Annotated in this window: 23 protein-coding genes and 1 pseudogene; 14 read left to right on the forward strand and 10 right to left on the reverse strand. The window is 58.3% G+C overall.

Annotation, left to right across the window (positions count from 1 at the left end):
• The first annotated feature begins 99 nt into the window (after window positions 1–99).
• The 10 genes from CWB41_RS07095 (at window position 100) to CWB41_RS07140 (ending at window position 9,048) form a co-directional block, all read left to right on the forward strand.
• Window positions 100–1,188 (forward strand): hypothetical protein, encoded by a 1,089-nt coding sequence (locus tag CWB41_RS07095; RefSeq protein WP_245411113.1) that lies wholly within the window; start codon window positions 100–102, stop codon window positions 1,186–1,188.
• 60 nt (window positions 1,189–1,248) lie between these two features.
• Window positions 1,249–2,085 (forward strand): Rieske (2Fe-2S) protein, encoded by an 837-nt coding sequence (locus CWB41_RS07100; RefSeq protein ID WP_115834935.1) that lies wholly within the window; start codon window positions 1,249–1,251, stop codon window positions 2,083–2,085.
• A gap of 15 nt (window positions 2,086–2,100) precedes the next feature.
• Window positions 2,101–2,973 (forward strand): aromatic ring-hydroxylating oxygenase subunit alpha, encoded by an 873-nt coding sequence (locus tag CWB41_RS07105; protein ID WP_115834934.1) that lies wholly within the window; start codon window positions 2,101–2,103, stop codon window positions 2,971–2,973.
• Window positions 2,970–3,608, forward strand: a complete 639-nt coding sequence (locus CWB41_RS07110) for a glutathione S-transferase family protein (RefSeq protein WP_115834933.1) — start codon at window positions 2,970–2,972, stop codon at window positions 3,606–3,608. The genes CWB41_RS07105 and CWB41_RS07110 overlap by 4 nt, the downstream gene beginning before the upstream one ends.
• A 447-nt stretch (window positions 3,609–4,055) precedes the next feature.
• The gene (locus tag CWB41_RS07115; protein WP_115834932.1) at window positions 4,056–4,625 is read left to right on the forward strand and encodes a PadR family transcriptional regulator; all 570 of its coding nucleotides are present in this window, start codon (window positions 4,056–4,058) and stop codon (window positions 4,623–4,625) included.
• A gap of 38 nt (window positions 4,626–4,663) precedes the next feature.
• The gene (locus CWB41_RS07120) at window positions 4,664–5,266 is read left to right on the forward strand and encodes an O-methyltransferase (protein WP_115834931.1); all 603 of its coding nucleotides are present in this window, start codon (window positions 4,664–4,666) and stop codon (window positions 5,264–5,266) included.
• A 27-nt stretch (window positions 5,267–5,293) separates the two neighbouring features.
• Entirely contained in the window at window positions 5,294–6,103 is an 810-nt protein-coding gene (locus tag CWB41_RS07125; RefSeq protein WP_115834930.1) for a siderophore-interacting protein, read from the forward strand.
• Window positions 6,067–6,567: a DUF4405 domain-containing protein gene (locus tag CWB41_RS07130; protein WP_207206636.1), complete on the forward strand. Its 501-nt coding sequence runs from the start codon at window positions 6,067–6,069 to the stop codon at window positions 6,565–6,567. The genes CWB41_RS07125 and CWB41_RS07130 overlap by 37 nt, the downstream gene beginning before the upstream one ends.
• A gap of 127 nt (window positions 6,568–6,694) precedes the next feature.
• Complete coding sequence (locus CWB41_RS07135; protein WP_207206637.1) at window positions 6,695–7,858, forward strand: DUF3500 domain-containing protein; 1,164 nt, start codon at window positions 6,695–6,697, stop codon at window positions 7,856–7,858.
• On the forward strand, window positions 7,855–9,048 hold the full coding sequence (locus tag CWB41_RS07140; protein WP_115834927.1) for a HupE/UreJ family protein: 1,194 nt from the start codon (window positions 7,855–7,857) through the stop codon (window positions 9,046–9,048). Before CWB41_RS07135 ends, CWB41_RS07140 begins: the two co-directional genes overlap by 4 nt.
• Before the next feature lie 379 nt (window positions 9,049–9,427).
• Here the strand turns inward: CWB41_RS07140 and CWB41_RS07145 are convergent, their stop codons facing one another.
• The 3 genes from CWB41_RS07145 to CWB41_RS07155 all read right to left on the reverse strand — a co-directional run bounded on the left by CWB41_RS07145 (window position 9,428) and on the right by CWB41_RS07155 (window position 11,818).
• Window positions 9,428–9,682, reverse strand: coding sequence for a hypothetical protein (locus CWB41_RS07145; protein ID WP_115834926.1), 255 nt, complete (start codon window positions 9,680–9,682; stop codon window positions 9,428–9,430).
• Between the two features lie 91 nt (window positions 9,683–9,773).
• Window positions 9,774–10,946 (reverse strand): DUF5666 domain-containing protein, encoded by a 1,173-nt coding sequence (locus CWB41_RS07150; RefSeq protein ID WP_245411112.1) that lies wholly within the window; start codon window positions 10,944–10,946, stop codon window positions 9,774–9,776.
• Complete coding sequence (locus CWB41_RS07155) at window positions 10,943–11,818, reverse strand: DUF6502 family protein (protein ID WP_115835468.1); 876 nt, start codon at window positions 11,816–11,818, stop codon at window positions 10,943–10,945. The genes CWB41_RS07150 and CWB41_RS07155 overlap by 4 nt, the downstream gene beginning before the upstream one ends.
• Before the next feature lie 242 nt (window positions 11,819–12,060).
• On the opposite strand from CWB41_RS07155, the gene CWB41_RS07160 reads away from it, so the two are divergent.
• Both CWB41_RS07160 and CWB41_RS07165 read left to right on the forward strand, forming a co-directional pair.
• On the forward strand, window positions 12,061–13,452 hold the full coding sequence (locus CWB41_RS07160) for a glycosyltransferase family 4 protein (RefSeq protein WP_115834925.1): 1,392 nt from the start codon (window positions 12,061–12,063) through the stop codon (window positions 13,450–13,452).
• A gap of 117 nt (window positions 13,453–13,569) precedes the next feature.
• On the forward strand, window positions 13,570–14,559 hold the full coding sequence (locus CWB41_RS07165) for a glycosyltransferase family protein (RefSeq protein WP_147301462.1): 990 nt from the start codon (window positions 13,570–13,572) through the stop codon (window positions 14,557–14,559).
• 389 nt (window positions 14,560–14,948) lie between these two features.
• Here CWB41_RS07165 and CWB41_RS07170 read toward each other — a convergent pair whose 3' ends face one another.
• Window positions 14,949–16,718: an ABC transporter ATP-binding protein gene (locus tag CWB41_RS07170; RefSeq protein ID WP_115834924.1), complete on the reverse strand. Its 1,770-nt coding sequence runs from the start codon at window positions 16,716–16,718 to the stop codon at window positions 14,949–14,951.
• A gap of 257 nt (window positions 16,719–16,975) precedes the next feature.
• Between CWB41_RS07170 and CWB41_RS07175 the strand changes: the two genes are divergently transcribed.
• Entirely contained in the window at window positions 16,976–18,037 is a 1,062-nt protein-coding gene (locus CWB41_RS07175) for a glycosyltransferase family 4 protein (RefSeq protein ID WP_115834923.1), read from the forward strand.
• Here CWB41_RS07175 and CWB41_RS07180 read toward each other — a convergent pair.
• The 3 genes and pseudogenes from CWB41_RS07180 to CWB41_RS16550 all read right to left on the reverse strand — a co-directional run.
• Window positions 18,034–19,245 carry an MFS transporter gene (locus CWB41_RS07180; protein WP_115834922.1) on the reverse strand — a complete coding sequence of 404 codons (1,212 nt, stop codon included), beginning with the start codon at window positions 19,243–19,245 and terminating at the stop codon, window positions 18,034–18,036. The genes CWB41_RS07175 and CWB41_RS07180 overlap by 4 nt on opposite strands.
• A 90-nt stretch (window positions 19,246–19,335) precedes the next feature.
• Window positions 19,336–19,977: a PRC-barrel domain-containing protein gene (locus CWB41_RS07185; protein ID WP_245441080.1), complete on the reverse strand. Its 642-nt coding sequence runs from the start codon at window positions 19,975–19,977 to the stop codon at window positions 19,336–19,338.
• Between the two features lie 171 nt (window positions 19,978–20,148).
• Window positions 20,149–20,439, reverse strand: a pseudogene (locus tag CWB41_RS16550) (SDR family oxidoreductase); the annotation flags it as partial.
• Between the two features lie 302 nt (window positions 20,440–20,741).
• On the opposite strand from CWB41_RS16550, the gene CWB41_RS07195 reads away from it, so the two are divergent.
• A complete protein-coding gene (locus CWB41_RS07195; protein WP_115834920.1) occupies window positions 20,742–21,245 on the forward strand; it encodes a YciE/YciF ferroxidase family protein in 504 nt (167 codons plus the stop codon).
• A 196-nt stretch (window positions 21,246–21,441) separates the two neighbouring features.
• On the opposite strand, the gene CWB41_RS07200 is transcribed toward CWB41_RS07195, so the two are convergent.
• From CWB41_RS07200 to CWB41_RS07210, 3 genes are all read right to left on the reverse strand, one after another.
• Window positions 21,442–22,614 carry a polysaccharide biosynthesis/export family protein gene (locus tag CWB41_RS07200; RefSeq protein ID WP_115834919.1) on the reverse strand — a complete coding sequence of 391 codons (1,173 nt, stop codon included), beginning with the start codon at window positions 22,612–22,614 and terminating at the stop codon, window positions 21,442–21,444.
• Window positions 22,615–22,841: 227 nt separating this feature from the next.
• Window positions 22,842–23,102: an acyl carrier protein gene (locus CWB41_RS07205; RefSeq protein WP_115834918.1), complete on the reverse strand. Its 261-nt coding sequence runs from the start codon at window positions 23,100–23,102 to the stop codon at window positions 22,842–22,844.
• Window positions 23,099–24,868: an AMP-binding protein gene (locus CWB41_RS07210; protein WP_115834917.1), complete on the reverse strand. Its 1,770-nt coding sequence runs from the start codon at window positions 24,866–24,868 to the stop codon at window positions 23,099–23,101. Before CWB41_RS07210 ends, CWB41_RS07205 begins: the two co-directional genes overlap by 4 nt.
• Window positions 24,869–24,934: the final 66 nt, after the last annotated feature.

Raw genomic sequence — 24,934 nt, forward strand, 5'->3', positions numbered from 1 at the left:
GCGTGTTTGCAACTGCTGCGATGCACGTGCGGAAGATCTGTAATCTTGGGGGTGCCGGCAATGATAAATTTAAAGCGACTGCTTGGGGTGGTGGCACTGATGTACGCAGCGCTGCTGACGCTATCGACGGTATCGAAGGCAGCTGATCTGGACACGGATAAAGACAAGCCCAAACCCACGTTCGTCCAGCCTTCCTTCGGGACGCTCGTCCTGCCTTCTTTCACTTATTCTGATAATCGGCTAACGTATGCGCATGTTTTCGGCGCCATCGACGCCGGTTTCTTTAGCCCCAAACCCGGCGGTGGTTACAACGGCAAGACCGACATGGACGTGCTTGCCTATAGCCATTTTGACGCATGGACTTACGGAACTAACTTCTTGCTGGTCGGCCTCTCTAAATCTGGTCTTAACGATCCGGCGGGGCCGTGCACCAACGCCGGCGTAATTCAGGATAGGGAAGGATCGGTAAGCGCCGACTGTGCTGGCGCAACTGACATCTATGGCTTGATCCGCAGCACCATCGGTTTCAACGAAATTTTTAATACGCACAAGTTCACATGGGGCCCGCTACATGACGTGTCACTCGAAGTAGGTGGCGATGCCGATTCAGGCAATACCTACTTTGATTCTGCCAAACGTCAATTTGTTGCCGGCTTGCAATTCGCGTTTGATCTTCCTTACAGGGGCTACCTCGATATCGCGCCGTTATGGAAGAACGAGTTGGGACATAATGCCTACACGCAGTGTGGCAGTATCTTCGCTCACCCAGCTCCTGCCTGTAACATCGATGGCAATGCCCACTACCAAGATACGTGGGCACTCGAAATCAATTATTATATGGATCTAGGCTTCCTGCCGCAGTCCATACAATATTTTTCGATCAGCGGGCGTGCGGGGATTTACGGGCCAAAAGGTCCTTTCCAAGGTATCGGTGGGCAAGAGTCGACTAAAACGGAAATAAATACCGAACCGGTCCGTATAACGTTCGACGCCGGTAAGGCTTTGCTCGGAAAGGCGAGCGCGCACGAGGTCGATTTATGGGCTGCCTATCGTTACTGGCAGAATCAATACGGCGAGGACGCGGACTCCGCTCCGTATAACTGCACGGTGACCACCAACGGCGTGAAGGTCAGCACAAACAGCTGTACTGCAAGCTCGCTCGCCACTGGCGTGACTGTTAAATTCTGACCAATCCCAGCATCTCAAGAATTCAAGGCTTGAGATGAGGTCCTGGCTAAGGAGCTTGAGATGAATGAGCCGATCGCAAGGCTGAGCGCGCGCAACCCCTGGTCCTGGTACCCGGTGGTTGCGTCGAAAGACCTCAAGGCTGGCAAGGTCATACCGGTGGTGCTTAATGGTGGTCACTTTGTTGTTTGGCGCTCGGAGAGCGGCCGGGCTAATGCTTGGAGCGACCGGTGTCCCCATCGGGGCATGCGTCTTTCCTTCGGCGCCACCCAGAAAGAAGAGTTGATCTGCCCCTATCATGGTTGGACGTTCGGAACCGACGGGCACTGCATCCGAATCCCAGCACACCCCGGTTTCGAACCGTCACGTGCTGCTCGGACGCGGCTTTATCCATCGATCGAAACGAGCGGTTATGTATGGGTCTGCATAGGAGAGCCTTCGTCGGAGACCCCCGAGGCAGGAAGTTCTTGGCCGACGGTTCGAAGCATGCATCTGCCGGTTGACGTTCCGGAAGCGACAGCCGCTCTTTTCATGGTTCCCCTCGACGCAAATGACGCCGACTTTGCTCCGATCGATATAAGTGCAATCAACTGGTCGGGCGCCGGCGCGATGTCGGTGATACTGCCTAATGAACGAATCTTCAGTGCTTCCTTAACAAAGGCAGGCGCGTTGAGCGCATTCTGCCAGGGACCACGCGGGACGGCGCGTTATGAAATCCGGTTTCAGCCGGCCGCGCATGACGCGTGCGTGGTGCATTTAGCCTCCGCGAATGATCCGGTGGCCATGAACCGGGCACTCGTAGCGTTTCGTCACACGCTTCTTCACCAAATCGACGCCAAAAAGCTGTCCGCTGTTCGTGCCGCCTTGGCCGAACGTCTGCCCGATCAAGTTAGCAATTAAATACCGGGAGCCTTTATGACTGTCACATCCGACCCCGTAGCCTTGAATGACTGGTATGTTGTCACATTTGAAGACGAGATTGCGCCCGGTGCAACTCAGACGACGCGCTTACTGGGCCAGGATATTCTCGTAGTCCGAGACTTAGAGAGAGAGTTCCATTGCTTTCTCGTCGAGGAAGACGGTTCGAAAACGCCGGTTCCGCAACTGAAGCGGCGCTACGGTTTCGTCTGGATCACGCTTGGTGCCCCAACTCACGACATCATCGACATTCCGCAATTCAAAGAGGAGGGCAGAACGTTTTTCCACCGCGGCCGTATCGGCGTCCCGAGTTCAGGGCAGCGAGTGATCGAGAATTTCTTCGACCTCGCTCACTTCTCGTTCGTGCATACCGGCACACTCGGCGGCTACGAATCCGCGGAAGTACAGCGTTACTCCGTTCAACTACGTGAAGAGGGTCGCGAACTCTGGGCTGTCGGATGTAGTTTCTACCAACCGAAGCCGTCCGTAGCCGCGAGCACCAGCGCTACGATTTATACGGACTACCGGATCCCCTCCCCATTTATCACGATTCTTTATAAGGATAGCCTTATAAAGCCTGGCCAAAAGGATTTGATCGGCCTGTTCGTCCAACCCCACGACGAAGAGCATTGCACTGTTCAATCCTTCGCCTTGCTTTTCGATACAGGCAACAGCATCACGCATCTGCTGCATTTTTATCATGAGATATTCATGCAGGACCGAGCCATACTTATTCAACAGATGCCAAAGAAGCTGCCAGTCCACGCACGGCGCGAGATTCCGACGATCTCGGATGCGAGCTCGGTCGCCTATCGTCGCTGGCTGGATCGGTCCGGCCTGGAATTTGGTCTCGATAGGACCGCAGAATGATGATTTTGCACGATTACATCCTGTCGTCTGATTGCTACAAGGTGCGGCTGTTGATCGCTATGCTCGGCCTCAAAGTCGAGCTTCGGAAGATCAATGTGTTTCCCGGTCACGAATTGGACTCGCTCGCATTTCGGCTGCTAAACCCGCTCGGTCGTATTCCGGTACTCGAAGATGATGAGCTTGTCTTGCGGGAGCCAGGAGCCATCCTGACCTACCTATCGTTGCGTCATGGGCCGCCCAACACATGGCTACCTGACGACCCGGCTCGGCATGCCGAAGTGGTGCTGTGGCTCGAGTTTGCGTCTCGCGAGCTGGAGCCGGTGTCGCGGCTGCGATTTGACGCTATCACTGGCGTGGGACCGGCCCCGGCTGGCGATGTCGAGAAAACTCATGCCGCGCTAGCTGTACTGGAGGATCACTTAGCAGCTCTCGAAATTACGGGCGCAGACTGGCTTGTAGGGAATGCGCCCACGCTTGCGGATCTCGCGGTCTTTGCGCCTGTAGCGCTCGCCCCCGACGCCGAAATCCCACTTGATACATATCCCGCTATTTGGCGCTGGATAGGTCGGGTGAAAACGCTCCCTGGCTTCATTGTAATGCCCGGGGTTATGCCGAGCCTCGTAGGCGTTGTCTAAAACAGCCCGATGGCGCTTTTGGGCGCAAACCGGACCGCTTCGGGCGCTGGCCCGAAGCGGGGTTCCGGTGTGCAGAAGGAACCGCCTGTCCACCAGTTCGAGCCTCACTCCGGCAACCATCGAAGGTCCCCGACGGGTCGGCAGTTACCGAAATGCCTGCTGACAGCAACGTCCGGTTAGTCAGGTTCGGCGCTCAGAAGCAGACTGATGGCTTCCACCCATTCGAGCCGCATCGGCGGCCGACGGCCGCCGAGAACATCATCATTTGATCTGACATAGGCCAAAGCCGTGAACGCCCAAGGTCGGCCTGTCGCACTAAGGCGTGCGGGGCGCGGGGCGGGGCGGTTGTCGAAGGTCGGGGCGGGTCTGCGGGCCAGCTCAGCGGGATCGCCGAGGCCCATCCCGTTATATCTTGATTTACGATATATCTGGACGTATATCTAGATCATGAAGTACAGAGACAGGGACGATCCGGGCCGTCATTTCGCGTCCGCGGATGATCCGCCGGACCACAATCATCATCGCGGCGGACATCACCGGCACCATCACGGGCGTCGTGGCCGGCTTTTCGATTATGGGGAACTTCGCCTTCTTTTCCTGGCGATGATCGCCGAGCGCCCGCGTCATGGCTACGAACTCATCAAGGCAATCGAGGAGCGTTTTGGCGGCAGCTACACCCCAAGCCCTGGCGTGATTTATCCGACGCTCGCCTGGCTCGACGACATGGGCTATGCGGCGATCGACGTAGAGGAATCTGGCCGCAAGCGTTATCGCCTCACGGCCGAAGGTGAGGCCTTTCTCGTCGCCAATCGCGCGGCTGCGGACGAACTGTTGTCGCGCCTCGGTCCGCAGGAGGCTGGTGGTCCGGCGTCCGTACCGGCGCCGGTCATTCGGGCTATGGAGAACTTCAAGCTCGCCATGCGTCTTCGCCTGAAGCGGGGATCTATCGATCAAGCCGCCGCGGAAAGCATCGCCGCCGCGCTCGACGCCGCGGCACATACCGTGGAGCGCAGTTGACGCGCCGCCACAGCGCTTCATCCGACAGGAACCATCGCATGGACGAGAAGATCACAGCGGTACTCGACGCCTATCACGAATTGATCCGCGAGGAACGCGGCCAGCCGCGGGAGATACTGCCGGGCGGTCAAGATCGCCGCCTGCGCGCCGTCGGGCCGGACACGGGGCAGCTCATCAACATCCTAGCGAAGAGTCTTAAGGCGCCGACCATCCTCGAACTCGGCACCTCCTTCGGCTATTCGGGTATTTGGCTCGCGGAAGCGGCGCGGACAAGCGGCGGCCGGCTGATCACGATGGAGCTGCACGATTACAAATCGGTCTTCGCGCGCGATATGGCAGTCAAGGCCGGGCTTGCCGATTACATCGACTTCAGGGTTGGCGACGCCGTGCAGATGATTGGCGAGCTGCAGATCGGCGTGGACTTCGTGCTCGTCGATCTCTGGAAAGATCTCTACGTTCCGTGCCTTGACGCTTTTTATCCCAAGCTCAATCCGGGCGCGATCCTTGTCGCCGACAACATGCTGGGACTGGACCCGAACGTAAAGGTCTACGGGAAGGCCGTGCGCGCCAAACCCGGAATCGCCAGTGTGCTGCTGCCTGTCGGCTCGGGGATCGAGGTCAGCCGCTTCGAGCCGGTCTGACATCGAGAATTTTCTTCGGAGTTTGTCATGGAGCATCAAATCATCCGGCATCGGCTGGAGCCGAGGCATCGAAGCCTGACGGTCAAGGAGAAGACCCGCATCACGCCCGGCATGATCCGCATTCTGTTCGCGGGAAGCGATCTCGAAGACTTCGTCAGTTTGGCGCCCGACGACCATGTGAAACTGTTCATTCCGACTCAAACTGGTGAGGTCGAACGTCGAGACTATACGCCGCGACGTTTCGATCGGGCCGCGCGCACGCTGGCGATCGATTTCGCAGTGCACGACGCAGGTCCGGCCACACGTTGGGCGATTGGAGCTGCACTAGGTGATCGGCTCGACATTGGTGGTCCGCGCGGCTCGGCCGTCGTGTCACCGACCTTCGACTGGTGGCTGATGATCGGCGACGAAACGGCGCTTCCCGCGATCGGCCGCCGCATCGAGGAGATGCCGGACGGGACGCGCGTCGTCAGCATCGTCTCCGTGAGGGCCAAGGTGGAGGAGCAGACCTTCGCTACCGGTGCACGCCACGAAGCTCTCTGGGTCCATCGGCCGCTGGATCACGCCGATGACCCGGCCTCTCTGCTTTCGACCCTCCAAACGATCTCGCTTCCGGATGGCGACGGCTTTGTCTGGATCGCGGCCGAGGCGCGCGTCGCCCGTGCCCTGCGCGACTACGTCGTCAAATCTTGCGGGCATCCGTTGGCCTGGACAAAGGCCGCCGGCTACTGGCGGAAGGGTGTCGCCGACGCCACGACAAGCTGGAAGATTGAATGTTCAACTCAGGCGGAGGCAATCTTTTGGGCCAGTTCATCAACCGTTTCGCAACACCGCTGATAACCGGGTTCTTCGTCGTCTCCGCGGTTTCCGGTGTCGCCCTGTTCTTCCATTGGGTTCCGGGCGCTTTCCACGCGATGCACGTCTGGCTCAGCATGGTCCTTCTACTGCCGTTCCTTCTGCACATCTGGAAGAACTGGCGACCACTGCTGGCCTACGCCAAGCGGGGAACTCTCGTCGTGCCGCTCCTCGCGTGCCTGGCGGTGGCGGTGCCGTTCGCCGTGTCCGGCCTGAGCGGCGGCGGGCGCGGCGGCAATCCCGCCTTCAGGACCGTCGCGCTGATGACGCAGGCGCGCATCTCTGAAGTCGCGCCGGTGCTAAAGACCACGCCGGATGCTTTGCTCGCCGCCCTCAAGCAACGCGGCTACCAGGCCCGATCCGCCGACGAGACGCTCGACGCGATCGCCGCGGCTTCCGGCAAACCGGCGTCCGAAGTGTTGCTCGCCGTGATACCGGCGCATTGAGTGGCGCCAAGCGCAGATCGGTGGTCTGCCAATCGTACGGGGAAGAGAGATGTGTGAAATAAATGGAACGCCGCGCCGGACGCGGTGGGCGGCCATGCTGTCACGCCGAGCAATGAGGACGCTGCCCATGCTTCTCGCCTTGGGCTCCGCCCTGACCATCGCGGCGTTGTGCGGCGGCGTCGGCGGGGCGGGTACGCGACCGGGAATCGGGACCGACGCCGCCACGGATTCCCAGACGCAGGCGATCGTCGCGGCCGCGACGGACTTCCTGAACGCGCTCAATGCCGATCAGCGCGGGAAGGTTCTGTTCGCCTTCACACCTCAGAAGACGGCCACGGCGGCCAGGTTCCGCAGAAGCGGCAGCGGCGGTCCGGGCGATCATCGTCAAGGCCCCGGCGGCGGTCCTGGCATGGGGCCCCCCGGCGGGTTTGTCGGCGAGAAATATGGCTCGGCGGTCTGGTCGAACTTCCCGGTCAGCGACGTGCCGCGCCCCGGTCTACAACTCGGCGGCCTGAACGCCGTGCAGCGCGCTGCCGCCATGCATGTGCTCCGGGTGATGCTGAGCCCGGAAGGCTATCAAAAGGTGCTCGACATCATGGGCTCCGATCAGGCTCTTTCGGATCGCGGCACGCCCTTCGCCTCCGGCAGAGCCGTCTATACCATCGGCATCTTCGGAACGCCGAGCATCAGCACCCCCTGGATGGTACAATTCGGCGGCCATCATCTCGGGCTCAACGTCGTGATCGCAAGCAATCACGACGTACTCGCGCCCACACTGACCGGCGCCCAGCCCTCCGTCTACACGTCGAATGGCAGCACGGTGCGCGTGCTCGCGGGTGAGAACGACAAGGCTTTTGCCTTGTTGGACGCGCTCGACGATACCCAGCGCAAGCAGGCCATTCTGAATTACCGCGTGAATGATCTGGTCCTCGGGCCCGGCCACGACGGGGAGACGATCGTGCCGGAGGGGCTGAAAGCCTCAGCAATGACCGCACAGCAGCGGGTGCTGCTGCTCGATCTGATTTCGGAATGGGCCGGCATCATCAACGATGCCTACGCCAAGCCGCGGATGGAAGAGATCGAGGCCGGGCTGGACGATACCTATTTCGCCTGGAGCGGCCCGACCACCCATAAGCCGGGCAGGAACGGCTCGTCCTACTACCGCATCCAGGGGCCAAAACTGATCATCGAATTCTCGCCGCAAGGCGTGGGCGGTGATCCGACCATGCACGTGCATACGATCTACCGCGATCCGACGAATGACTACGGCCGGGCGTTCACCAGCCAATGAGCGTGCGACGGGCCATCCTCATCATCGCTTTTCTGTTGCAGGCGCCGCCCGTCTCCGCCCATAGGCTGAACGAATATCTTCAGGCGACGACGATTGCTTTCGAAAAGGACCATGTCGAGCTGCGGCTTCGTCTGACCCCCGGCGTCGACGTCGCCCAAAAGGTACTCGCCGATATCGATGCCAACGGCGACGGGACCATCTCGAAAGCCGAGCAACGGGCCTATGCGGAGCAGGTCATCGATGACGTATCGCTGGCGATCGACGGCCACGCCGCGCGGCTCCGGCTGGTATCCTCGTTCTTCCCAACGGTCGAGGAGATGAAGCAGGGGATGGGCGATATCGCGCTCGCATTCGAGGCGGTCATGCCGCCCGGCAGCACAACTCACAGGCTGACATTTGAGAACCATCACCGCAGCGACATCGCCGTCTATCTGGTGAACTGCCTGCAGCCGCGCGATCCGGCCATTCATATCGTCGGCCAGGATCGGAATTACGATCAATCGTCCTATCAACTGGATTTCGCGTTGGGCGCACCTCCGACCTCGCAGGCACCTGTCGGAGCATCCGCCGCGCAACAGGGGCTGGAACGGCCGGAGGCCCTACCTCTCATCGTCACCTTTTTCTGGCACGGCGTCCGCCACATCGTTACCGGCTACGACCACCTGCTGTTCATCGCAGCCCTGGTGCTTGGGGCGGCCACGCTCTGGGATCTGGTCAAGGTCGTCACGGCTTTCACGCTGGCACACTCGATTACTCTGACGCTTGCGGCCCTGAACCTTGTCCATGCTCCCGAAGGTGTCGTCGAGCCGCTTATTTCCGCCAGCATCGTCTTCGTGGCGGTGCAGAATATCGTGGCGCCGGACCATTCCCGGGGATGGAGCCGGCTTGCCGTGGCGTTTTTCTTCGGTCTGTTCCACGGGCTAGGCTTCGCCGGCGGCCTGCTGGACATCCTGCACCAGATGCCGAGGGAGACGATCCTTCTGGCGATCCTCGGCTTCAGCTTCGGCATCGAGGCGGGAAATCAGATGGTGCTGCTGCCGTTGGTCGGATTACTGGCGGCGGTTCGCCGCTCACGACCGGATGCCGCTGGGCGAACGCGCCTTTCGTTGGCGATCCAGCGGATAGGGTCCGCCAGCGTCTCGATGGCCGGAATGTACTATCTTTGCATCGCACTCGCAGCCAATTCCTGAGCGAACAAGCATCCGCAGACCACAAGCCGGGTGCGAAAATGTTATGAAGATTAATTTCCAGAGGAATTTGTAAGTTTCGTCGTGCGTTCCGAAGTTCTCTAGGCGTGAAGGCAAGCTCAGGGCAATTCTCGCCCGTGTATAAGCGATTTAAAATCTCCGGCTTAGGAAATCTGCTCATGCCCTCTGTCCCTGGCACTGGCTCGGTATCTACGCAGGCCTTTCTCTCATTGCAGCGCCAGATGGCTGAAAATACAGGTCCGACTGCAAGCCAAAACTCGGGGACCTCATCGGCTGGCACCGATGTTTTATCGGGGGCTGTTGCCACGAACACTTCGGGATATGCGGGAGTGAGCCAAGCCGTTACGACCTATCTTCTGAATCAGGAGGAAGTGTCGTCAGCATCTGCCGCACCCACGTCCACCAGGGCAACAACCTCCGCATCATCCACGTCTACGGGCACGGACAGCATAAGTTTGGAAAAGACGTCGGGCGACGCAGCCCGCGCACCGGCTACAGGAGGCGGTGGTTCTTCATCGGGTTCATCCACAAAGACGGTGACGGTGACCGAGGCGAATGGTTCGGTAGTCCAACTCACCGAAGACGACAGGGGCGTGGTCATCAGCGAAAAAGTCATCAAGGCTGCGTCGCAGAATTGACCGCAAAGATGCTGTATCCTTATTGCTTAATCGATCGGTCGTAGGGCGGGATGTACCAACAAAGCCCCGTTACCGCCTGCCACCACCTCCACCACCTCCACCGGGCCCACCGGGGCCGAACGAGCCGGGCCCACCCGGCGGCCCGGGAAATTCTGGCGGAAGATTGGGGACGCCGGGGCCACCCATTCCACCGGCACGATCCGGAGCTCTCGGCATGCCATCCCTAGAGCCGGCTCCGCCCGGCTCGGACTGATCTCCGCGGTCATGGGGATTTGCAGGATGTTCGGGTATATCGTCATCGCGATCGTTGCCGGACGGCTCGATACGCAGCGAGTTGAGATGCAACGTCCCGTCATCTTTGAACGTCGCTGAAATCACCGCGCGCACGGCTTTGCGCGGCGACCGCTGCGTGCTGCTGAGACCCGCAATTGCAAATCCAGAACCCGCGTAGAGGCCGCCCTCATTATATTCGATGTAGGACTCGACGAGGAGCCTGCTCACTTGCGAACGCAGGACGCCAAGTTCGGAATGACTCTCGGCGACCGCAAAGGCGCCATCGACGAGCTTGCCAGTCAACAGCGCGCGTTGTCCGATCATTGCGGCATCAACGCCCATGAGTTTTAGATCACCGATTCTCAGGCTGCCATCGGACGCCTGGACGATCGGTCCCGCGACCTGATCCGGGGTGTCGGACCGGGGCTCGATGAGACTCGCGACGATTACGCCATCCGGGCGGCGCAGGCCGCTGACGGCAATATGGTCTCCCGCCGCCCAATGATGACTTCTCGAGAGATTCGCAGTCGAGACGGTCTGGCCGAGCACGACCAGATGATTGCCTGAGACGCCATCCACGTCGCCAACGACTTCGCTGACGACATCTATGGCATGCGTTGAGTAAATGCCGCCACGTTGATTCGCGATCACCCGGACCACCTGACCGATCCGCAATTGTGAGGTAGAGGCTTCGCGGCCGTCGATCCGGACCGGAATATTCTTCGCATAGGTGATCCGTAATCCGTTGACCACGATGCTTCCGAATTTGCGGACGGTGCCGATGACTCCCGTGCCGCCGATTCCGCGATCAGGATTTTCTTGTTCGGCGGCGCCGGGTGTGCCGGTCCCGCCAATGCCGCGATCGGTGGCCTGTCCGAACGCATCGCGACCGGACAAGGCGAAAGCACTCACGCTCGTGGCGAGCAATCGCAGGAACGTCCGGCGAACCAGAAGTAGCGGATCACTCACGAGCCGGCCTCCGGCGCGTCATCGTCGGCCGAGAAAGGCCGCGCGGTTTCGTCTGCTGCCGCTTCGCGGTAGATGTAAATGCCCAAAGTCCAGCGCCAGCCACCACCGCCATCGGTCTCGGATGCAGCATGCGCTTCGCGATTGGCTTCGCGAAGAACTTCTGTGCCGAGTTCACGCGAGCGTTGCTCAAGTTTCCGCGCTAATTCCTCGGAAAGCCCGTCATAGTGGACGGCACGCTCCATAAATTGTGGTTCAGCGCTCAGAATGTTCGCAACGGCCGCTGCGGCGTGATCGTGAAGGTTGCGGCCAAAATAATAAAGCTGCTGCTCGCTTCCCCCAGAGGGAATGACAGCTGTTTCCGCCAGCACGATACGATCATCGGCGTCGATCGTCACAATCCGGCGATCCAGCCATTCGTCCAGAACTGCGCGCGGGCGAACATCGCGGGTCACCGAGACTACAAGCGATTCAAAAGACGGCAGCGACGGTTGATCTGCCGTGCGTGGCAAAGGAAGCGGCCGGCCGTTTGCATCCGTGAATTCCGGCGCCGCCAGCCATCGCGACAAGATGCGGCTGGTGCGTGAAAGAGAGGCCGGCACGGTGCTGACCGGCGCGCCGGCGCCACGCAAACGCCGGACCTCCTTGCGGTGGATGCCGGTGAGGAGGCTGACGCGACTATCCGTCTGCTCTTTGCCAGAAAGCGCGAAATCATATTCTGCGACGTTCACATAAAGCTCGCGCAATATGTTCGTGACCGCGGGAAAGGTGATTCCGCTTCGGATCAGAAGCCGCACGAGCGGACGCAAAAGCCGTGCGACCGGCGCTTGCAGACGTTCGGGATTTGGCGGCGTGGGCTCGCGCGGGCTCGGCATTTTCAGCACCATATCCAAACTATCGTGGGAAACAATCCCACTTGACTGCAAGGCCTGATTGGCCTAACAAAATGACGTGGGAAAAATACCCACATAATAAAAATTAGATAGTTACTAGGTGTCTCCCGGCGTTTGGGACCGGCCGGATTTGAAATGGGTCGGCGCCTTAATCACCCAAGAGGGCTTCTGCGCGGGGCTGGCGCGGGGGATCTGGGGGGCCTCGATCGAGCGCATCATGAGGGATGTTCGAGATGTCTTCCACCGATCTGAAGCTTCGTCCAGCCGCTTCCTTGGGGTCCGCATCGTCCAAAATCTATATCGATTTGTCCGATATTGTCGCGCATTCCCTTTGGCACACGTCCTGCGCCGGAATTCCACGTGTGCAGCTTGAAGTCGCCGCGATGCTTACACGTAGCAGCATCGATGTTCTGCCGTTCAGTCTCTATGGCGGCATATGGCGCAATCTGCGCCCGCTGATAGAAGAAGCAGATGATAATTGGGATTTAATATTCCACAGGCTTCGGTCCAAGTTCCCTTATGTCGGCGTATATCCATCATGGCGTAGACCGATTCAGACCCTGCTGCTTGCAAAGGCGCGACTGGCGATCTTGGTCGAACGGATTTTCTCACGAACACCCAAGATGACGGCGCAAAGCACGCTCTTTGTCGGTGGGGCCTTTTGGACAAGCTCGCAGGCCATGGACCTCTGCGCGCGAGCGGTTGAAGCCGGTGCGAATATTGTCGTGCTCGTTCATGATCTCATTCCGATTACGCATCCCGAGTTCACAGGACACGACTTCGCAAACGAATTTCGACAGATTTTGGGTCTGCCGGCACACTTCATCGCTACGACCGAATACAACGCCGAATCACTCAGACAGGTGAGGGCGGAGCTTGGCGTTCGCGGGGAGACCCAAGTGTCGGTCGTGCACTTGGCTCACGAATTTTCCGGAACGGAGCGGAATGCCCCGGCCGCCCAGCCGCCGACGGAGCGTGTCCGACCTTTGGGGGCTTTGGATTTCGCCCTGTGTGTCGGGACCGTTGAGATTCGCAAGAACCATATGATGCTGTTTTCCGTATGGGACGAACTCGTCGCCGAGTATGGGGATAATCTGCCGCTGCTCGTTGTTGCAGGCAGTCGGGGATGGAAGGCTGATGCGGCTCTGAATAGGCTCGACGAACTTTTCGAGTCCGGCCGAATCGTCTTCATCGAGGCACCGAACGACGAAGAGCTACGCTGGCTTTATGCCGCTTGTTCATTCACGGTTTTTCCAAGCCAATTCGAAGGATGGGGTTTGCCGGTTGGCGAAAGCCTCTGGTTCGGCAAGCCCTGCGCTGCGTCCGATACGAGTTCCATTCCTTACGTTGGCGGTGATCTCTGCGCCTACTTTTCCCCATTTCACGCCACTACCATGAAGGACGCTATTCGCTCATTGCTGGAACCAAACATCCGAGACATCTATCGCGAGAGAATTGCGCACGCCCCGTTGCGAACCTGGGCCGATGTCGTGACAGAGATTGGAAGTGTCATCGTCCAGCAAAGATCTGAAAGTCGTCAAGTATCCGACGGCAGCGCACGTTGTAACCGGGGTCCTTTACAATTCCGGGGACCGTCCGCCACGATGAATCGCTGATCGCAACCTTAATTATTGCTGCATGCCCGGATCGTAGAGTTCGGGTGGCGTTAAGAAATTATCGTCGCAGAGTAGAAAACTTTATCGGACATTTTCGTGGGATAGTTGAGAGGGGAAATGAATCGGCGGGGATTGGTCATTGCAATTCTGAGTTTCAACCGTCCTCATTACTTGAAGCAGGTTCTGGATTCACTCGCGCCCCAATTGTTGCCTGCCGACACCTGCTACCTATTCCAAGACGGCGGTTGGAATCCGATCAGCAGAATTCAAAAAGCATCCGAAAGCGTGATATTAGAATGCACGGACACTTTCTCGCGATTGATCCCCGACGGAAGAGCGTTTGTCTCAAGCGTAAATCTCGGGATCGCCGCAAATTATCGACGCGCAGAAGAGTTTGTATTTGAGGCACTCAAGGCGCAAGAAGCTTTGTTTTTGGAAGACGACCTGGTTCTTTCGCCACATTATCTGGAAGTTACTTCAGACCTTCTGGAAATCGCCGCCGCGCAGCCGTGCATTGGTTATGTTTCAGCATATGGAGATCTCTGGGCCTCCTTGCAGGAGCAGGTTTCGAAAGAAGGTCTACTTCAGCTCATGCATGAAAATTGGGGATCGGCTTTGACCAGGGCTTCTTGGCTGAAGCAGAGGCCCGTTAGAGAGATGTACTGGCTCCTCATCAAATCTCAAGATTATAGGCACCGTGATCACGATAAGATCCGAGAGCTTTTTCGCGAATTAGGTTACGACATCCATCATTCCAGCCAAGATGCATCTCGATGGATCGCCTGTGCAGACAAGAATTTGTTACGTCTTACAACGCGAACGTGCCACGCGCGATACATTGGTGAGGTCGGTGAGCATGAAGCGAAACAAAGATATAAGGAATATCGATTTTCGGAGTCGGTGTGGTATCCGAAACGACCCAAACTCACCATGCCAACCGTGGCGCAACTGGAGGCATGGTGCGATGAATTTAAAAGGCAACTGATTAGCGGCTACAGCCATTCTTATGAGTTGCGGCATAATGATGTGAGGGCCAGGAGACGTCGAAATCGTTACTCGGTTCTCGGGTGGTGTAAACGACCTCCGCCCGCACCATTGGAGACGTGATCTACGTTGACGTCAGTTTTTGAGTTTCCGCTCTTATCCTTCTTTTGGTGAGAGGGCTACGCCGCGCTGCGCGATATCGCCTCGGTTAGTTACGCTTCTCAATAGTACTCCTATCGTAGGCTCGAACTACCTCATGATCTTGTAAGCGCCGTTCTAACTATGGGAGCTTTCAGGCACTCCGGACGCACGTTCTTGCGCAGCGAGCGCTCCCAAGGGTGCGGCATTAGCCGCGTTCGGTAGATTTTCGATATATGGTTGCCGCTCGTTCCTCATAAGGCAAGGGGCATTTCACGCTGCGGCGGCTGACCATAGTAGACGCGCTTGTATCGGTTCGCTCGCGGCGTATCCGTCATCGAGAGCCTAGGAGACATCTCGTCGATGACAATCGGTTAGGCATCCAAGGCATAAGGATAGCGTGCCTCGTCTCTCTTTCGTTGAAGAGGATCCCGATAGCGGCCGTTGGCATCAATGAGCTCGCTCGGCGAGCCCTCCTCCGCAAGCCGGCCATCCCTCAGAACCAGGATGCGGTCGAAACTCCGTAGCGTTGTCAAGCGATGCGCGATTGCTACAACGGTACGCCCGCGCATCAACCGCATAGATGCCTCCCGGATCGCTTCCTCTGATTCATGATCAAGCGCTGACGTTGCCTCGTCGAGAAGAAGAATCGGTGCGTCCTTCAAAAAAGCACGCGCGAGCGCAATGCGTTGTCGCTGGCCACCCGACAATTTCAGCCCGCGATTTCCGACAATCGTTTCGAAGCCATCCGGCAGCGTCTTGATGAAATCGCAATGTGCCGTCGCCGCAGCTTTCATCACCTCTTCGTCAGAAGCCTCCGGGCGCCCATAGCGAATATTTTCGATCAGCGAACGATGAAACAAGTTGATGTCCTGCGGGACGATCGCAATGGCGGCTTGCAGGCTCTCCTGCGTGATCAGAGATATGTCCTGGGAGTCTATATATATGTGACCGTCCTGGACGTCATACATTCGTTGCAGAAGCGCTAGCAGAGTTGACTTTCCACCGCCGGAAGGGCCGACAAGACCAACTCGCTCGCCTGGTTTGATGTGTAAGCTGAGACGCTTGATCACTTGCTGACCGCCCGGATAGTGAAAAGAGATATTTTGAAAGACGATGCCGGCTCCCGCCCGGTGAAGTGGAACGGCCTTGGGATGATCGGCAAGCTCGTTCGGCACAAGCAGCGTGGACAGCGCCTCGGCCAGGCGTGCCATGTGTTGCGTGATATCAACAAGTGCCACGGCAAGATCGCGCGTTGCAGCGAGTACTGAGATGCCGAGCGTGCAGACCAGCACAACTGAGCCCGTACTCGCCGTGCCGTGCTGCCAAAGTAAGATCGCCCAGGCTAAAAGGCCGCTTACAAGCAACGCTGTCGTGGCCGCGTGAAACAACCGCACCTTTTCGAGATAGCGCAGGCTGCGCTGTCGCGCTGTCATTTCTTGCTTGACCTGGCTGGCAAACCGGCGGCGTTCGAGCGCAAAACCGCCGAACGCCTTTACAAGTAAAACATTGCTGACAACGTCAGTCATCTCGCCATCGACCGCCGCAGCCCTTTCGGCAAAATCCCGGTGGACGGCCCTGCCATTCGCTGCGATACGGAAGATGATCGTCGCGACGAATGCCGCAACAAGGCTGAGAACTGCAGCCATCCCAAGATTGACCGTCGCGACGAGGCAGATCGAAACAAGGGTTGCAACGCATGGCGGCAACACGTTCCAGATGAACATATTCTCAATCGTGAAGGCAGCATTGGATGTTGCTGTCACCCGGCTCGTGAGCGTGCCCGGCAATCGATTGGTGAAATAGCTCGGAGAATGCCCCATCAACTGGCGAAACAGCTCCCGCCGCATGTCGCCCGTCACAGTGACAAAGGCTCGCGCCGCAATCCATCCGGCGACACGCCAGAGCAAATTGTCTGCCGCGATCAAACTGCATAAAAGCGCGAACGCAACCCAAGGGCTCGCGTGGGCCGCGCCGCGCGAAAGACAGTCAACCAAGACCTTGACGCCATATTGTGTGCCAACGGAACACCCAACCGCAGCAAGTACGGACGTCAGAATAACGAAGTGCGCGACAGGCTGAAGCTTGACGTAACGTGCGATAAAGGCAATGGGCCTTTCCGCGCACCGGCAAAGATCATCCATACGGACCTTCCCCCGCAGTCGAAATGCTCGTCGAGATAGATATCGGCGTGCGTGAGCTCATTGACGCAAACACGCCGTCAACAACTCCTAACGATGAAATAGACGGTGAGTTCCGACGCGGCGGCCTGCCGCGGCCTCGCACCTTTGAGGTTGGCAACAATAACAACGACGCCTTGCCTTTGCGTTTTACCGCGACAGATTTGCAAATGAGTTCGGCCCAGACGGGTCGGGAGAAACCGGCAAAAGGACATTGTTCAATGCGTATTGCGCAGGTCGCACCGCTGTATGAGGCTGTTCCGCCGCGCCTTTATGGCGGAACCGAACGAATTGTTTCCTGGCTGACGGAGGAGCTGGTTGCGCTCGGCCATGACGTCACGCTGTTTGCGAGCGGCGATTCTCGAACGACGGCCAAGCTTGTCCCGATGTGGCCTTGCGCCGTGCGCCTCGATGGATCGGTCCGCGAACCCAGCGCTCTTCATATCGCAATGCTGGAAGAAATCTGCAAACGCTCACACGAATTTGATCTCATTCACTTTCACCTCGACTATTTCCCCTTTTCACTATTCTCTCGACAGGCGACGCCCTTCGTCACCACTCTTCACGGCCGCCTCGATCTCCCGGAGCTTCAGCCGGTCTTCAAGGCGTTTGCATCGCTGCCGCTCGTATCGATCTCAGATTCACAGCGCCGACCCATTCCGAACGCCAGATGGGTTCGAACGATTCATCACGGGATGCCGGAGAACCTTCTGACGCCCAAACCGATCGAACCGAGCTATCTGGCGTTTCTTGGACGAATTTCTCCTGAAAAGCGTGTCGATCGAGCCATCGCCATCGCGGCGCGCTGTGGCATCCCACTGAAAATCGCTGCCAAAGTCGATCCCGCAGATCGCGATTATTTTGAGGAGCAGATCCGGCCTCTTCTCAAGAGCGAATATGTCGAATTCATCGGTGAGATTGGCGATGCGCAGAAATCAGCGTTCCTCAGCGGCGCTCTGGCTCTGATCGTCCCAATCGATTGGCCGGAGCCGTTTGGTATCGTCATGATCGAGGCTATGGCCTGTGGCACGCCTGTCGTCGCCTTCAATCGCGGCTCCGTGCCTGAAGTGATTGAAGACGGCGTCACTGGCTTCGTCGTCGAGGACGAGACGGGTGCGGTCGGCGCCGTACGCCGCCTTTCCCAATTGTCACGCCCGCGAATTCGCAAATATTTCGAGGAGCGGTTTGTGGCGCGCCGCATGGCCAATGACTATCTCGATGTCTACCGAGAGCTGACAAAGGCGGTAACGCCGATGCCACGGCTGGCTGCCAATCGCGACTAGCGCGACCGGGTTTCCGGCATAATAATAAGGACAAAGAAAACGCCGCACGTCGCGATGGCAGCGAGGTCAAGAAAGGCAACGCGATTACTATATTGATCGCTGATATATCCGGCGAAGGATGTGCTGAGCGCCGCGCCAATTCCAACGGCCGTTCCAACCACGCCCTGCGCGAAGTTAAAACGGCCGGTTTCCTGCGCAATATCGGAGATAATGAGCGGGACCAGTACTCCGAGCACGGCTGCAGAAAGTCCGTCCAGAATTTGCTCGAAGACGACAAGGACGGGATCTGAAGCATAAGCAAATAAAAGACAACGCAGCGGCAGCGCACCGAAGCCGAGCAGCAGAAGCGGGCGGCGCCCCCAAGAGTCCGCGCGGCGGCCAACCCACGGCGAGATCAGCGCAACGACGAGCTGCGGCACGATAATGCACGCGGCGATAAGTACTGTCGCCCAGTTGGCCGAACGCATCGTCAGGATGCTCCCCATCAACGGAAGCATGGCGGCATTGGCGAGCTGAAAGAGTGCGTTGGCGGCTGCGAAGGCCAGCAAGGGGCGGTACAGGAGGAGCTGCAAAATGCTTCGATCCGACCCCTCAGCGGGCACGACGCCCGCGTGTGCGCGGACCGGATCTACTTCCGCCGCACGTATCTGCGCGAGCGCTATCAATGTCGGGAAAAGAAGTAAGGCCGTAATGACGAACACGCCGCGGCTTGAAAAGAAATAGCCGACAACACCCATGCTTGCGGCGGCCACCCCTGTTCCGAGTGACGCGAAGCGGGCGTTGCGACCGAGACGCGGACCAACCGCGGCATGCCCAACCAGCCCGAGGCTAATGGCCGCGATCGCAGGCGTCAGCACGCAGCCGGCGGCCGCATTGAGAATGGTCGCGAGCAGAACCGCCGCAAACATGGGCCAAGCCGCCAGAAGTAGGGCACTCAAACCTACGCAGACCACGGCCGCCATCGCCGCGTCGCGCTCCGAGCGCGCGGCATCAACGATGGCGCCGCCCGGAACGCGTCCTACCAGATTGATTATGCCGGCAACGGAGAGAATGAGGCCTACGTCTTCCTGCGTCCAATGGGCCGCAGTCAGATAGACCGCGACAAAGGGACCAAAACCCGTCTGTACGTCAGCGAGGAAGAAGGTGAACCAGTCAAGCCCCGCCAAACTCCGACGCGAAGGATGAGGGCGGGACGCGTCGGCTTGCATTTGGGGGTGTGGTCTCACTGCTCTGCCTGCTCGAAACACAACGACAACGTTCGTTGTGAGAAGTCCCCCGTTGAAAATGCAGTCGACGAATTATTTGACCGGCGGAGATGCTTCAGGCTTTAGCTGCGGAGGCGCCTTTGCGTGAGGCGGTGCGAACGATCCCGGACCCAGAATGACAATCGGTTCTCCCTCCTTGTATTCCGGCGCGACGCGGACTTGGTCACGGATCAGGGACGTGGTCGCGCGGTCTTGATCGAATCGAAGCGCGTGCCAATCGACGGCAATTTTGCGAGTACCAACGCCGAGGAAACCCCCGAAGTCTATGATCGCTGCGCGGACGTTCGCTTTATGATCAACGAGAATATCAACGATCCGGCCCATGTCCTCGCCGTTACCACCATAGATCTCCTGGCCCAGAACGCTTTCCAAATCCTTGTCATCGATGACAACTGCCGCCACGGCATCTTTGGCTACAGGATGTGCCTGTGTCGTCGGCGGATTGGCCGGCGTGGCAATTGACGCTTTTGACTGGTCGGCTTCCGCCGAGCCGGGGGCGCCAAATCCGCAAGCTGCAACAATACTCAGGCCGAACACGGCCACGAGGTGTGAGGTAAGTCCGACGACGTTCTGCCGTATTTCGCGCGCGCAACAGCCCATGGAGGTCCTCGCCCCTTGATTCAGCCAAGAGGATAATCGAGTTGCCGGCGCGAAATGCAAGAACCAGAAATTCACGGCTGTCCATTGCCGCCGGCGGAACCGTAGACTTGACCAGTTGCGTAACTGGCGTCTTCTGCCGCAAGCTGGACATAAATGGACGCAAGCTCTGCTGGCTGGCCCGCTCTGCCAAGCGCTGTGTGGCGGCCAAATTGTTCAAGATGATCCATCGTTGCGCCACCGGAAACTTGGAGCGGCGTCCGGAAAATAGTTGATCGCCACATCGCAGCCCCCCCGCGCGTAGGCAATCGCTGCGGCGCGGCCCATACCGGAATCTCCACCGGTAATGAGCGTCTTCCGGCCTGAAAGTCGTCCGGAGCCGACGTAACTCATCTCACCATGATCGGGACGCGGCTCCATCCTGGCCGCCAAGCCGAGCCAAGGTTGCGATTGCCTCTTGTAGGGTGGCCTCGGGTATTTGCCATCAGGATCGTGCAAGGGCGAGCTTTGCCGCGCTCGCAAATTTGTATGCTCGTTCATCGACGCTTCCTCCAGGCCGCAACATCCGAGTGACGCATCCGGCACGAACCCGTCCTCAATGTCTTTGTTCCATTTTCATGCGACAACAAAGGTCGTCATCGACGTAAGGGCGGAAGGCTGCCTCCGCCTGCGAAAACTGCTGCAGAGTCCGCTTCCCCTATCATCAGCGCTTAACGCATTGCTCAGGCGCCGCCGCGTTCCGGCTTTAATTACTCCTTCGCCGGGAACGGTTCGCGAGACAATCCGTTGTGCGGCAAGCCTGCCGGGAGTTTATCACTCAGCCATAATGAAGGAGAAACGACATGGGTCTCTTCACGAAAGATATCAAGGATATGAACGATCTGTTCGTTCATCAGCTTAAGGACATCTATTACGCTGAGAATCGCATCGCGGCGACGCTGCCGAAGATGATCCAAAAGGCTTCGACACCTGAGCTGAAGCAAGGATTTGAGAAGCATCTCGGAGAGACGAAGGTACAAATTCAGCGACTCGATAAAGTGTTCGAGCTTCACGGTCTCGAGCCGGAGTCGGTCAAATGTCCTGCAATCGATGGGATCATCAAGGAAGCGGACGAGGTCGCCGGCGAAATCAATGATAAGAGCGTGCTCGACGCGGCCTTGATCGCCGCCGCTCAAGCCGTCGAGCACTATGAGATCACGCGCTACGGCACTCTCATCGCTTGGGCGAAGGAACTCGGCGCCGACGAATGTGCAACGATCCTTCAAAAAACTCTTGAGGAAGAGTGCGAGACAGATCGCAAGCTGACAGCATTGGCTGAAAGCGAGATCAATAGCGCGGCGGCGTAAGCTGAACCGAAGAGTGTCGCAAGAGCCCGGGCCTCGCCCGGGCTCTTGCTTTGCGGAGATGCCGACCATGCTCGCGAATAAGAAAACGCCTTCCGCCTGGTAAGACATACCTCTTTGGCTGGTCAGAAATCGCGTGCGAAATCGTGAGATGAAAACATCTGGTAGGCCGGCGCTGGTGTTATCGGCGCGAGATGGCTCATTGGCCTCGCGCAGCCGACAGATCGTAAACAACACCCGTGGCACCGCGCGCGATCTGGAAGAATTTGCTGAGCTGTGCGCCCGTCGCATTGGTGACGAGGACAATGTCCTTGTCGCGTATCTGTATGTTCTGCGCGTAAAAGTAACCGCCCGGCTCGCCGAGATCGATTTTGTATAGAATACGCTCATAGGGCGCCGAAGGATCGAGCTTCGACAGATTCGCCGGATTGGACGCCGCAACGACGGCCCGAGCAGTTTGCGCGGGCTCCACACGAATAAGATAAGTGCCGGTCGGGTCGCCGTTCTGATCGACGGAGCCGCCGGCGCGCGCGACGGCTTCCGCAAGGGTGACATGCGGCGTGTCGAAACCATATTGCGCGACGCGGGTCGTCGCACCCAGAACCGTGAAGCTCTTTGGATCGTGAATAAGAATGATCTGATCGTCGGGCCGGACGTAAATGTTCTGGCTCGGGTCATCAACGATGCTTTGCATCGATACGGTCGAACTGTTGCGGCCGCGTACAATCCGGACATCTGTGTCAAAAATCGGAAAGCGGGGTCCGCCGGCGAGAGATATGGCGTCGAGAAGCCTTTCGCCCCGCAGCGTGAGATTAACCGGCTGAGAATGATTTACTTCGCCGTTTACGCTCGCCATGCTCGCAGCCTTGGTCTGGACCGAGACGATAACTTGCGGCTGGTTCATCTGACCGGCAAGCTTGTCCGCAATGAGCTTCGAAAGCTGAACGGGCGATCGGCCGCGTACATAGAGCTTGCCGACGAACGGGACCATCATTCCACCGTCGCTCTCGATCGTTTCAGGCGGAAGCGTGAGCGCTGAAGGAATTTGACTCGCGGGAGCCGGCGGCGAGCCCGGCGCAGAGGAGGAAATGCCCGAACCCGCTTCAAAGATACTGACGACAATCACATCGCCTGGCTCAAGCCCGAGATTTGGGCGATATGCACTTTCCCGCATTACATCGGGGAAGCCGTTATAGGCAGGATGCACCAGATATGGCATCACCCCGTCGCTGACCTTAACGAGGGTGAAGTCTGACGACATCTGCGCAGAGCCCTCTACGAGCTCGTCGGTCGGTGCCGCAGCGGGCAGCATCGCGCAGCCGGTAAGCAGGGGGAGCAGAACGAACGCAGAAGGAAAAAACGCAAAACGCATGAGATGGAATCATCACGAAGGGGCTAACACACACATCATCGCATAGAGCATCAAAGTTATTGGGGCGAAGTTGTGTATTCGCATTGAAATTTTCGGGTTGTTGTCACGCCGCAACAGAAAAAAATTCGCGGTCTTGTCTGATGCAGTCTCCAGTCAAGCGTTACGCATCTCTCTCGCGTCGGCGGATGAAGGTCGAATATCTTGAGACCAGGTACGGTGTGCAATCTTCAGGAAGGGTGTACCTGATCGGCGATCTCCCTTTGCACGATGTCCGCGAGGTCGCCGACGTTTGCCGCGAGATAGGTCTTCGAAATATCGATATTGGCATGAAGGCGTACGCCAACGTTCAAGATGATGCGGACATGGGCAAGCGAATCCCAGCCGGGCACTTCCAGCGCTGTGGTCCTCGGCCCAATGTCCAGCCCAGGCTCGTCCGTTTCCTCACGCACCGCATCCGCGATCACCGCTATGATTTCGTCTCTTGTCATGCCGGCACGCCCTTCGTTTCAGACCTGAATTTCTTCAAATTCTCGGTCCTGCTGATCTTCCCGCTCGTCGTCTTGATCAGCCATCCTTCATCGACGATGCGGACTTTTCTGGGCAGGACATTAAAGACCGACTGGACGATACGCAGGACGTCGGCCTGGATCGCCGAATCCAGACGCTCTGACTCGCGCCTGCGTTCCGCCATAACGATCAGAACTTCGCTGCCGACCCGCTCGTCGAAGACGGGAACGGCAACGCTTCGGCCGGGCTTCAATCCCTCTACCTCGGAAATCGCGGCCTCAACCTGATGCGCATAGATATTGCGACCGTTGACGATGATCAGATCATCCGTGCGCCCCAGCACATAAAGCTTTTCGTTATGGACAAAGCCGAGATCGCCGGTTCGATAGACACCGTCACGGAGACGCTTTGCGGTTCGCTCGGGATCCTTGTAATAGCCCGAAAAGACAAATGGGGCGGATAATGCGACCTCACCGACCGTATCTTCGGGCAAAGGCATCGCTTTCTCATCGAGGATCGAGACTTCCATGTCCCTGATTGGCGTGCCGGTTTCCAGAAGTTCGATGCCGCCGTTGTCGATGCGTCTGATCGTTTCGCCTCGTTCAAGAGAAGAAGATTCCACGCGAATGCGCTCGGGAGGTCTAACCAAGGGCGTTTGCGAAACTGCGAAAACCGTCTCGGCCATCGCGTAGCAGCAGTGAAGCTGTCTTGGCGCGACACCGGATGGCGCGAAAGTGTCTTCGAAGCGATGGAACGCACGAGGCTTGCATGTTTCGGAGCAGTTGATGAAAGCGCGCATGGAAGAAAGGTCGTATGAAGCGGCAGCGCTGCCGCAGATGTTGACGAGATGTTCGAATGCGAAATTTGGCATCCAGGTCAATGTGCCCCGGTGCTTCGCAATTGCTTCGAGAAGCAGTCCCGGCTGGCTGACCCAATGCAGCGGATCGATATGGACGGTCGGTACACCCAGATAGGCGGGAAGAACCGCGCAGGCGATTAGGCCCATATCATGGTAGAGCGGCAGCCAATGCACGATGCGGTCGGTTTCGCTGATCTCCAACGCGGCGGCATATCTCTCGATTTGATCCGCCACGGCACGGAATGAAAGGGCGACGCCCTTCTTGAGCCCGGTTGTCCCGGAACTGTGCTGGAGCAAGGCAATGTTGTCTTCGTCCCGCACGACCAGTGCAAGATCGGCGGGAGCAACGCTCTCCGTCTCGATCAGGGCCGTGTCATCGAATAACAGACCGCTCGCCTGCATATCCGCAAAAGTGTCCCGTGCGGCGACGATCGCAGCAGGACGAATCCTGCGTAGAAGTTCGGCGTGCGAGCTCCAGTAAAGTTTTGGATCCTGCCGCGCCGAGACGCAGGGCATAAACGAGGGAATGACGCCGCTCAGCATGGCACCGAAAAAGGAGCCGTAGAGGTCCGGCACATGCTTCAAGAAAATGAGCACGAGGTCGTTCTGTCTTAAATCCGCCTCGCGATAGGCTTTGCCATAACCGCCGGCGGCCTGCGCGACGTCTCTGCGGGTGAGATGGATTTCGCCCCCGGCTCCGATCAGGCGGCAATAGGTTTGGTCGTCTGATTCCGTAAGATTACGATAAAGATTTGCGAGATAGCGGTTCTTACGAAATATCGCCACATAACTCTCCAGTACCATCTCGAATAGCACCGCAGCACAAAGCATCACGGAAATTGGACGATGCCAGCAGACTTCGCTCTGAACAAGCGTAGCAAGAGTCATCGAGGGGCTTCGTCAGGCCGCGAAGCGCCCGTGTCTTGCGAAGCCGGTGACGAAATATTTCGTATA

The sequence above is a fragment of the Methylovirgula ligni genome (assembly GCF_004135935.1).
Taxonomy (GTDB): domain Bacteria; phylum Pseudomonadota; class Alphaproteobacteria; order Rhizobiales; family Beijerinckiaceae; genus Methylovirgula; species Methylovirgula ligni.

What these genes read in the sequence shown, in the direction of transcription:
- CWB41_RS07095 (WP_245411113.1), top strand. Translation starts at nt 100, where the DNA reads ATGTACGCAGCGCTGCTGACGCTATCGACGGTATCGAAGGCAGCTGAT.
- CWB41_RS07100 (WP_115834935.1), top strand. Translation starts at nt 1,249, where the DNA reads ATGAATGAGCCGATCGCAAGGCTGAGCGCGCGCAACCCCTGGTCCTGG.
- CWB41_RS07105 (WP_115834934.1), top strand. Translation starts at nt 2,101, where the DNA reads ATGACTGTCACATCCGACCCCGTAGCCTTGAATGACTGGTATGTTGTC.
- CWB41_RS07110 (WP_115834933.1), top strand. Translation starts at nt 2,970, where the DNA reads ATGATGATTTTGCACGATTACATCCTGTCGTCTGATTGCTACAAGGTG.
- CWB41_RS07115 (WP_115834932.1), top strand. Translation starts at nt 4,056, where the DNA reads ATGAAGTACAGAGACAGGGACGATCCGGGCCGTCATTTCGCGTCCGCG.
- CWB41_RS07120 (WP_115834931.1), top strand. Translation starts at nt 4,664, where the DNA reads ATGGACGAGAAGATCACAGCGGTACTCGACGCCTATCACGAATTGATC.
- CWB41_RS07125 (WP_115834930.1), top strand. Translation starts at nt 5,294, where the DNA reads ATGGAGCATCAAATCATCCGGCATCGGCTGGAGCCGAGGCATCGAAGC.
- CWB41_RS07135 (WP_207206637.1), top strand. Translation starts at nt 6,695, where the DNA reads ATGCTTCTCGCCTTGGGCTCCGCCCTGACCATCGCGGCGTTGTGCGGC.
- CWB41_RS07140 (WP_115834927.1), top strand. Translation starts at nt 7,855, where the DNA reads ATGAGCGTGCGACGGGCCATCCTCATCATCGCTTTTCTGTTGCAGGCG.
- CWB41_RS07145 (WP_115834926.1), bottom strand. Translation starts at nt 9,682, where the DNA reads ATGACTTTTTCGCTGATGACCACGCCCCTGTCGTCTTCGGTGAGTTGG.
- CWB41_RS07155 (WP_115835468.1), bottom strand. Translation starts at nt 11,818, where the DNA reads ATGCCGAGCCCGCGCGAGCCCACGCCGCCAAATCCCGAACGTCTGCAA.
- CWB41_RS07160 (WP_115834925.1), top strand. Translation starts at nt 12,061, where the DNA reads ATGTTCGAGATGTCTTCCACCGATCTGAAGCTTCGTCCAGCCGCTTCC.
- CWB41_RS07165 (WP_147301462.1), top strand. Translation starts at nt 13,570, where the DNA reads ATGAATCGGCGGGGATTGGTCATTGCAATTCTGAGTTTCAACCGTCCT.
- CWB41_RS07170 (WP_115834924.1), bottom strand. Translation starts at nt 16,718, where the DNA reads ATGGATGATCTTTGCCGGTGCGCGGAAAGGCCCATTGCCTTTATCGCA.
- CWB41_RS07175 (WP_115834923.1), top strand. Translation starts at nt 16,976, where the DNA reads ATGCGTATTGCGCAGGTCGCACCGCTGTATGAGGCTGTTCCGCCGCGC.
- CWB41_RS07180 (WP_115834922.1), bottom strand. Translation starts at nt 19,245, where the DNA reads ATGCAAGCCGACGCGTCCCGCCCTCATCCTTCGCGTCGGAGTTTGGCG.
- CWB41_RS07195 (WP_115834920.1), top strand. Translation starts at nt 20,742, where the DNA reads ATGGGTCTCTTCACGAAAGATATCAAGGATATGAACGATCTGTTCGTT.
- CWB41_RS07200 (WP_115834919.1), bottom strand. Translation starts at nt 22,614, where the DNA reads ATGCGTTTTGCGTTTTTTCCTTCTGCGTTCGTTCTGCTCCCCCTGCTT.
- CWB41_RS07205 (WP_115834918.1), bottom strand. Translation starts at nt 23,102, where the DNA reads ATGACAAGAGACGAAATCATAGCGGTGATCGCGGATGCGGTGCGTGAG.
- CWB41_RS07210 (WP_115834917.1), bottom strand. Translation starts at nt 24,868, where the DNA reads ATGACTCTTGCTACGCTTGTTCAGAGCGAAGTCTGCTGGCATCGTCCA.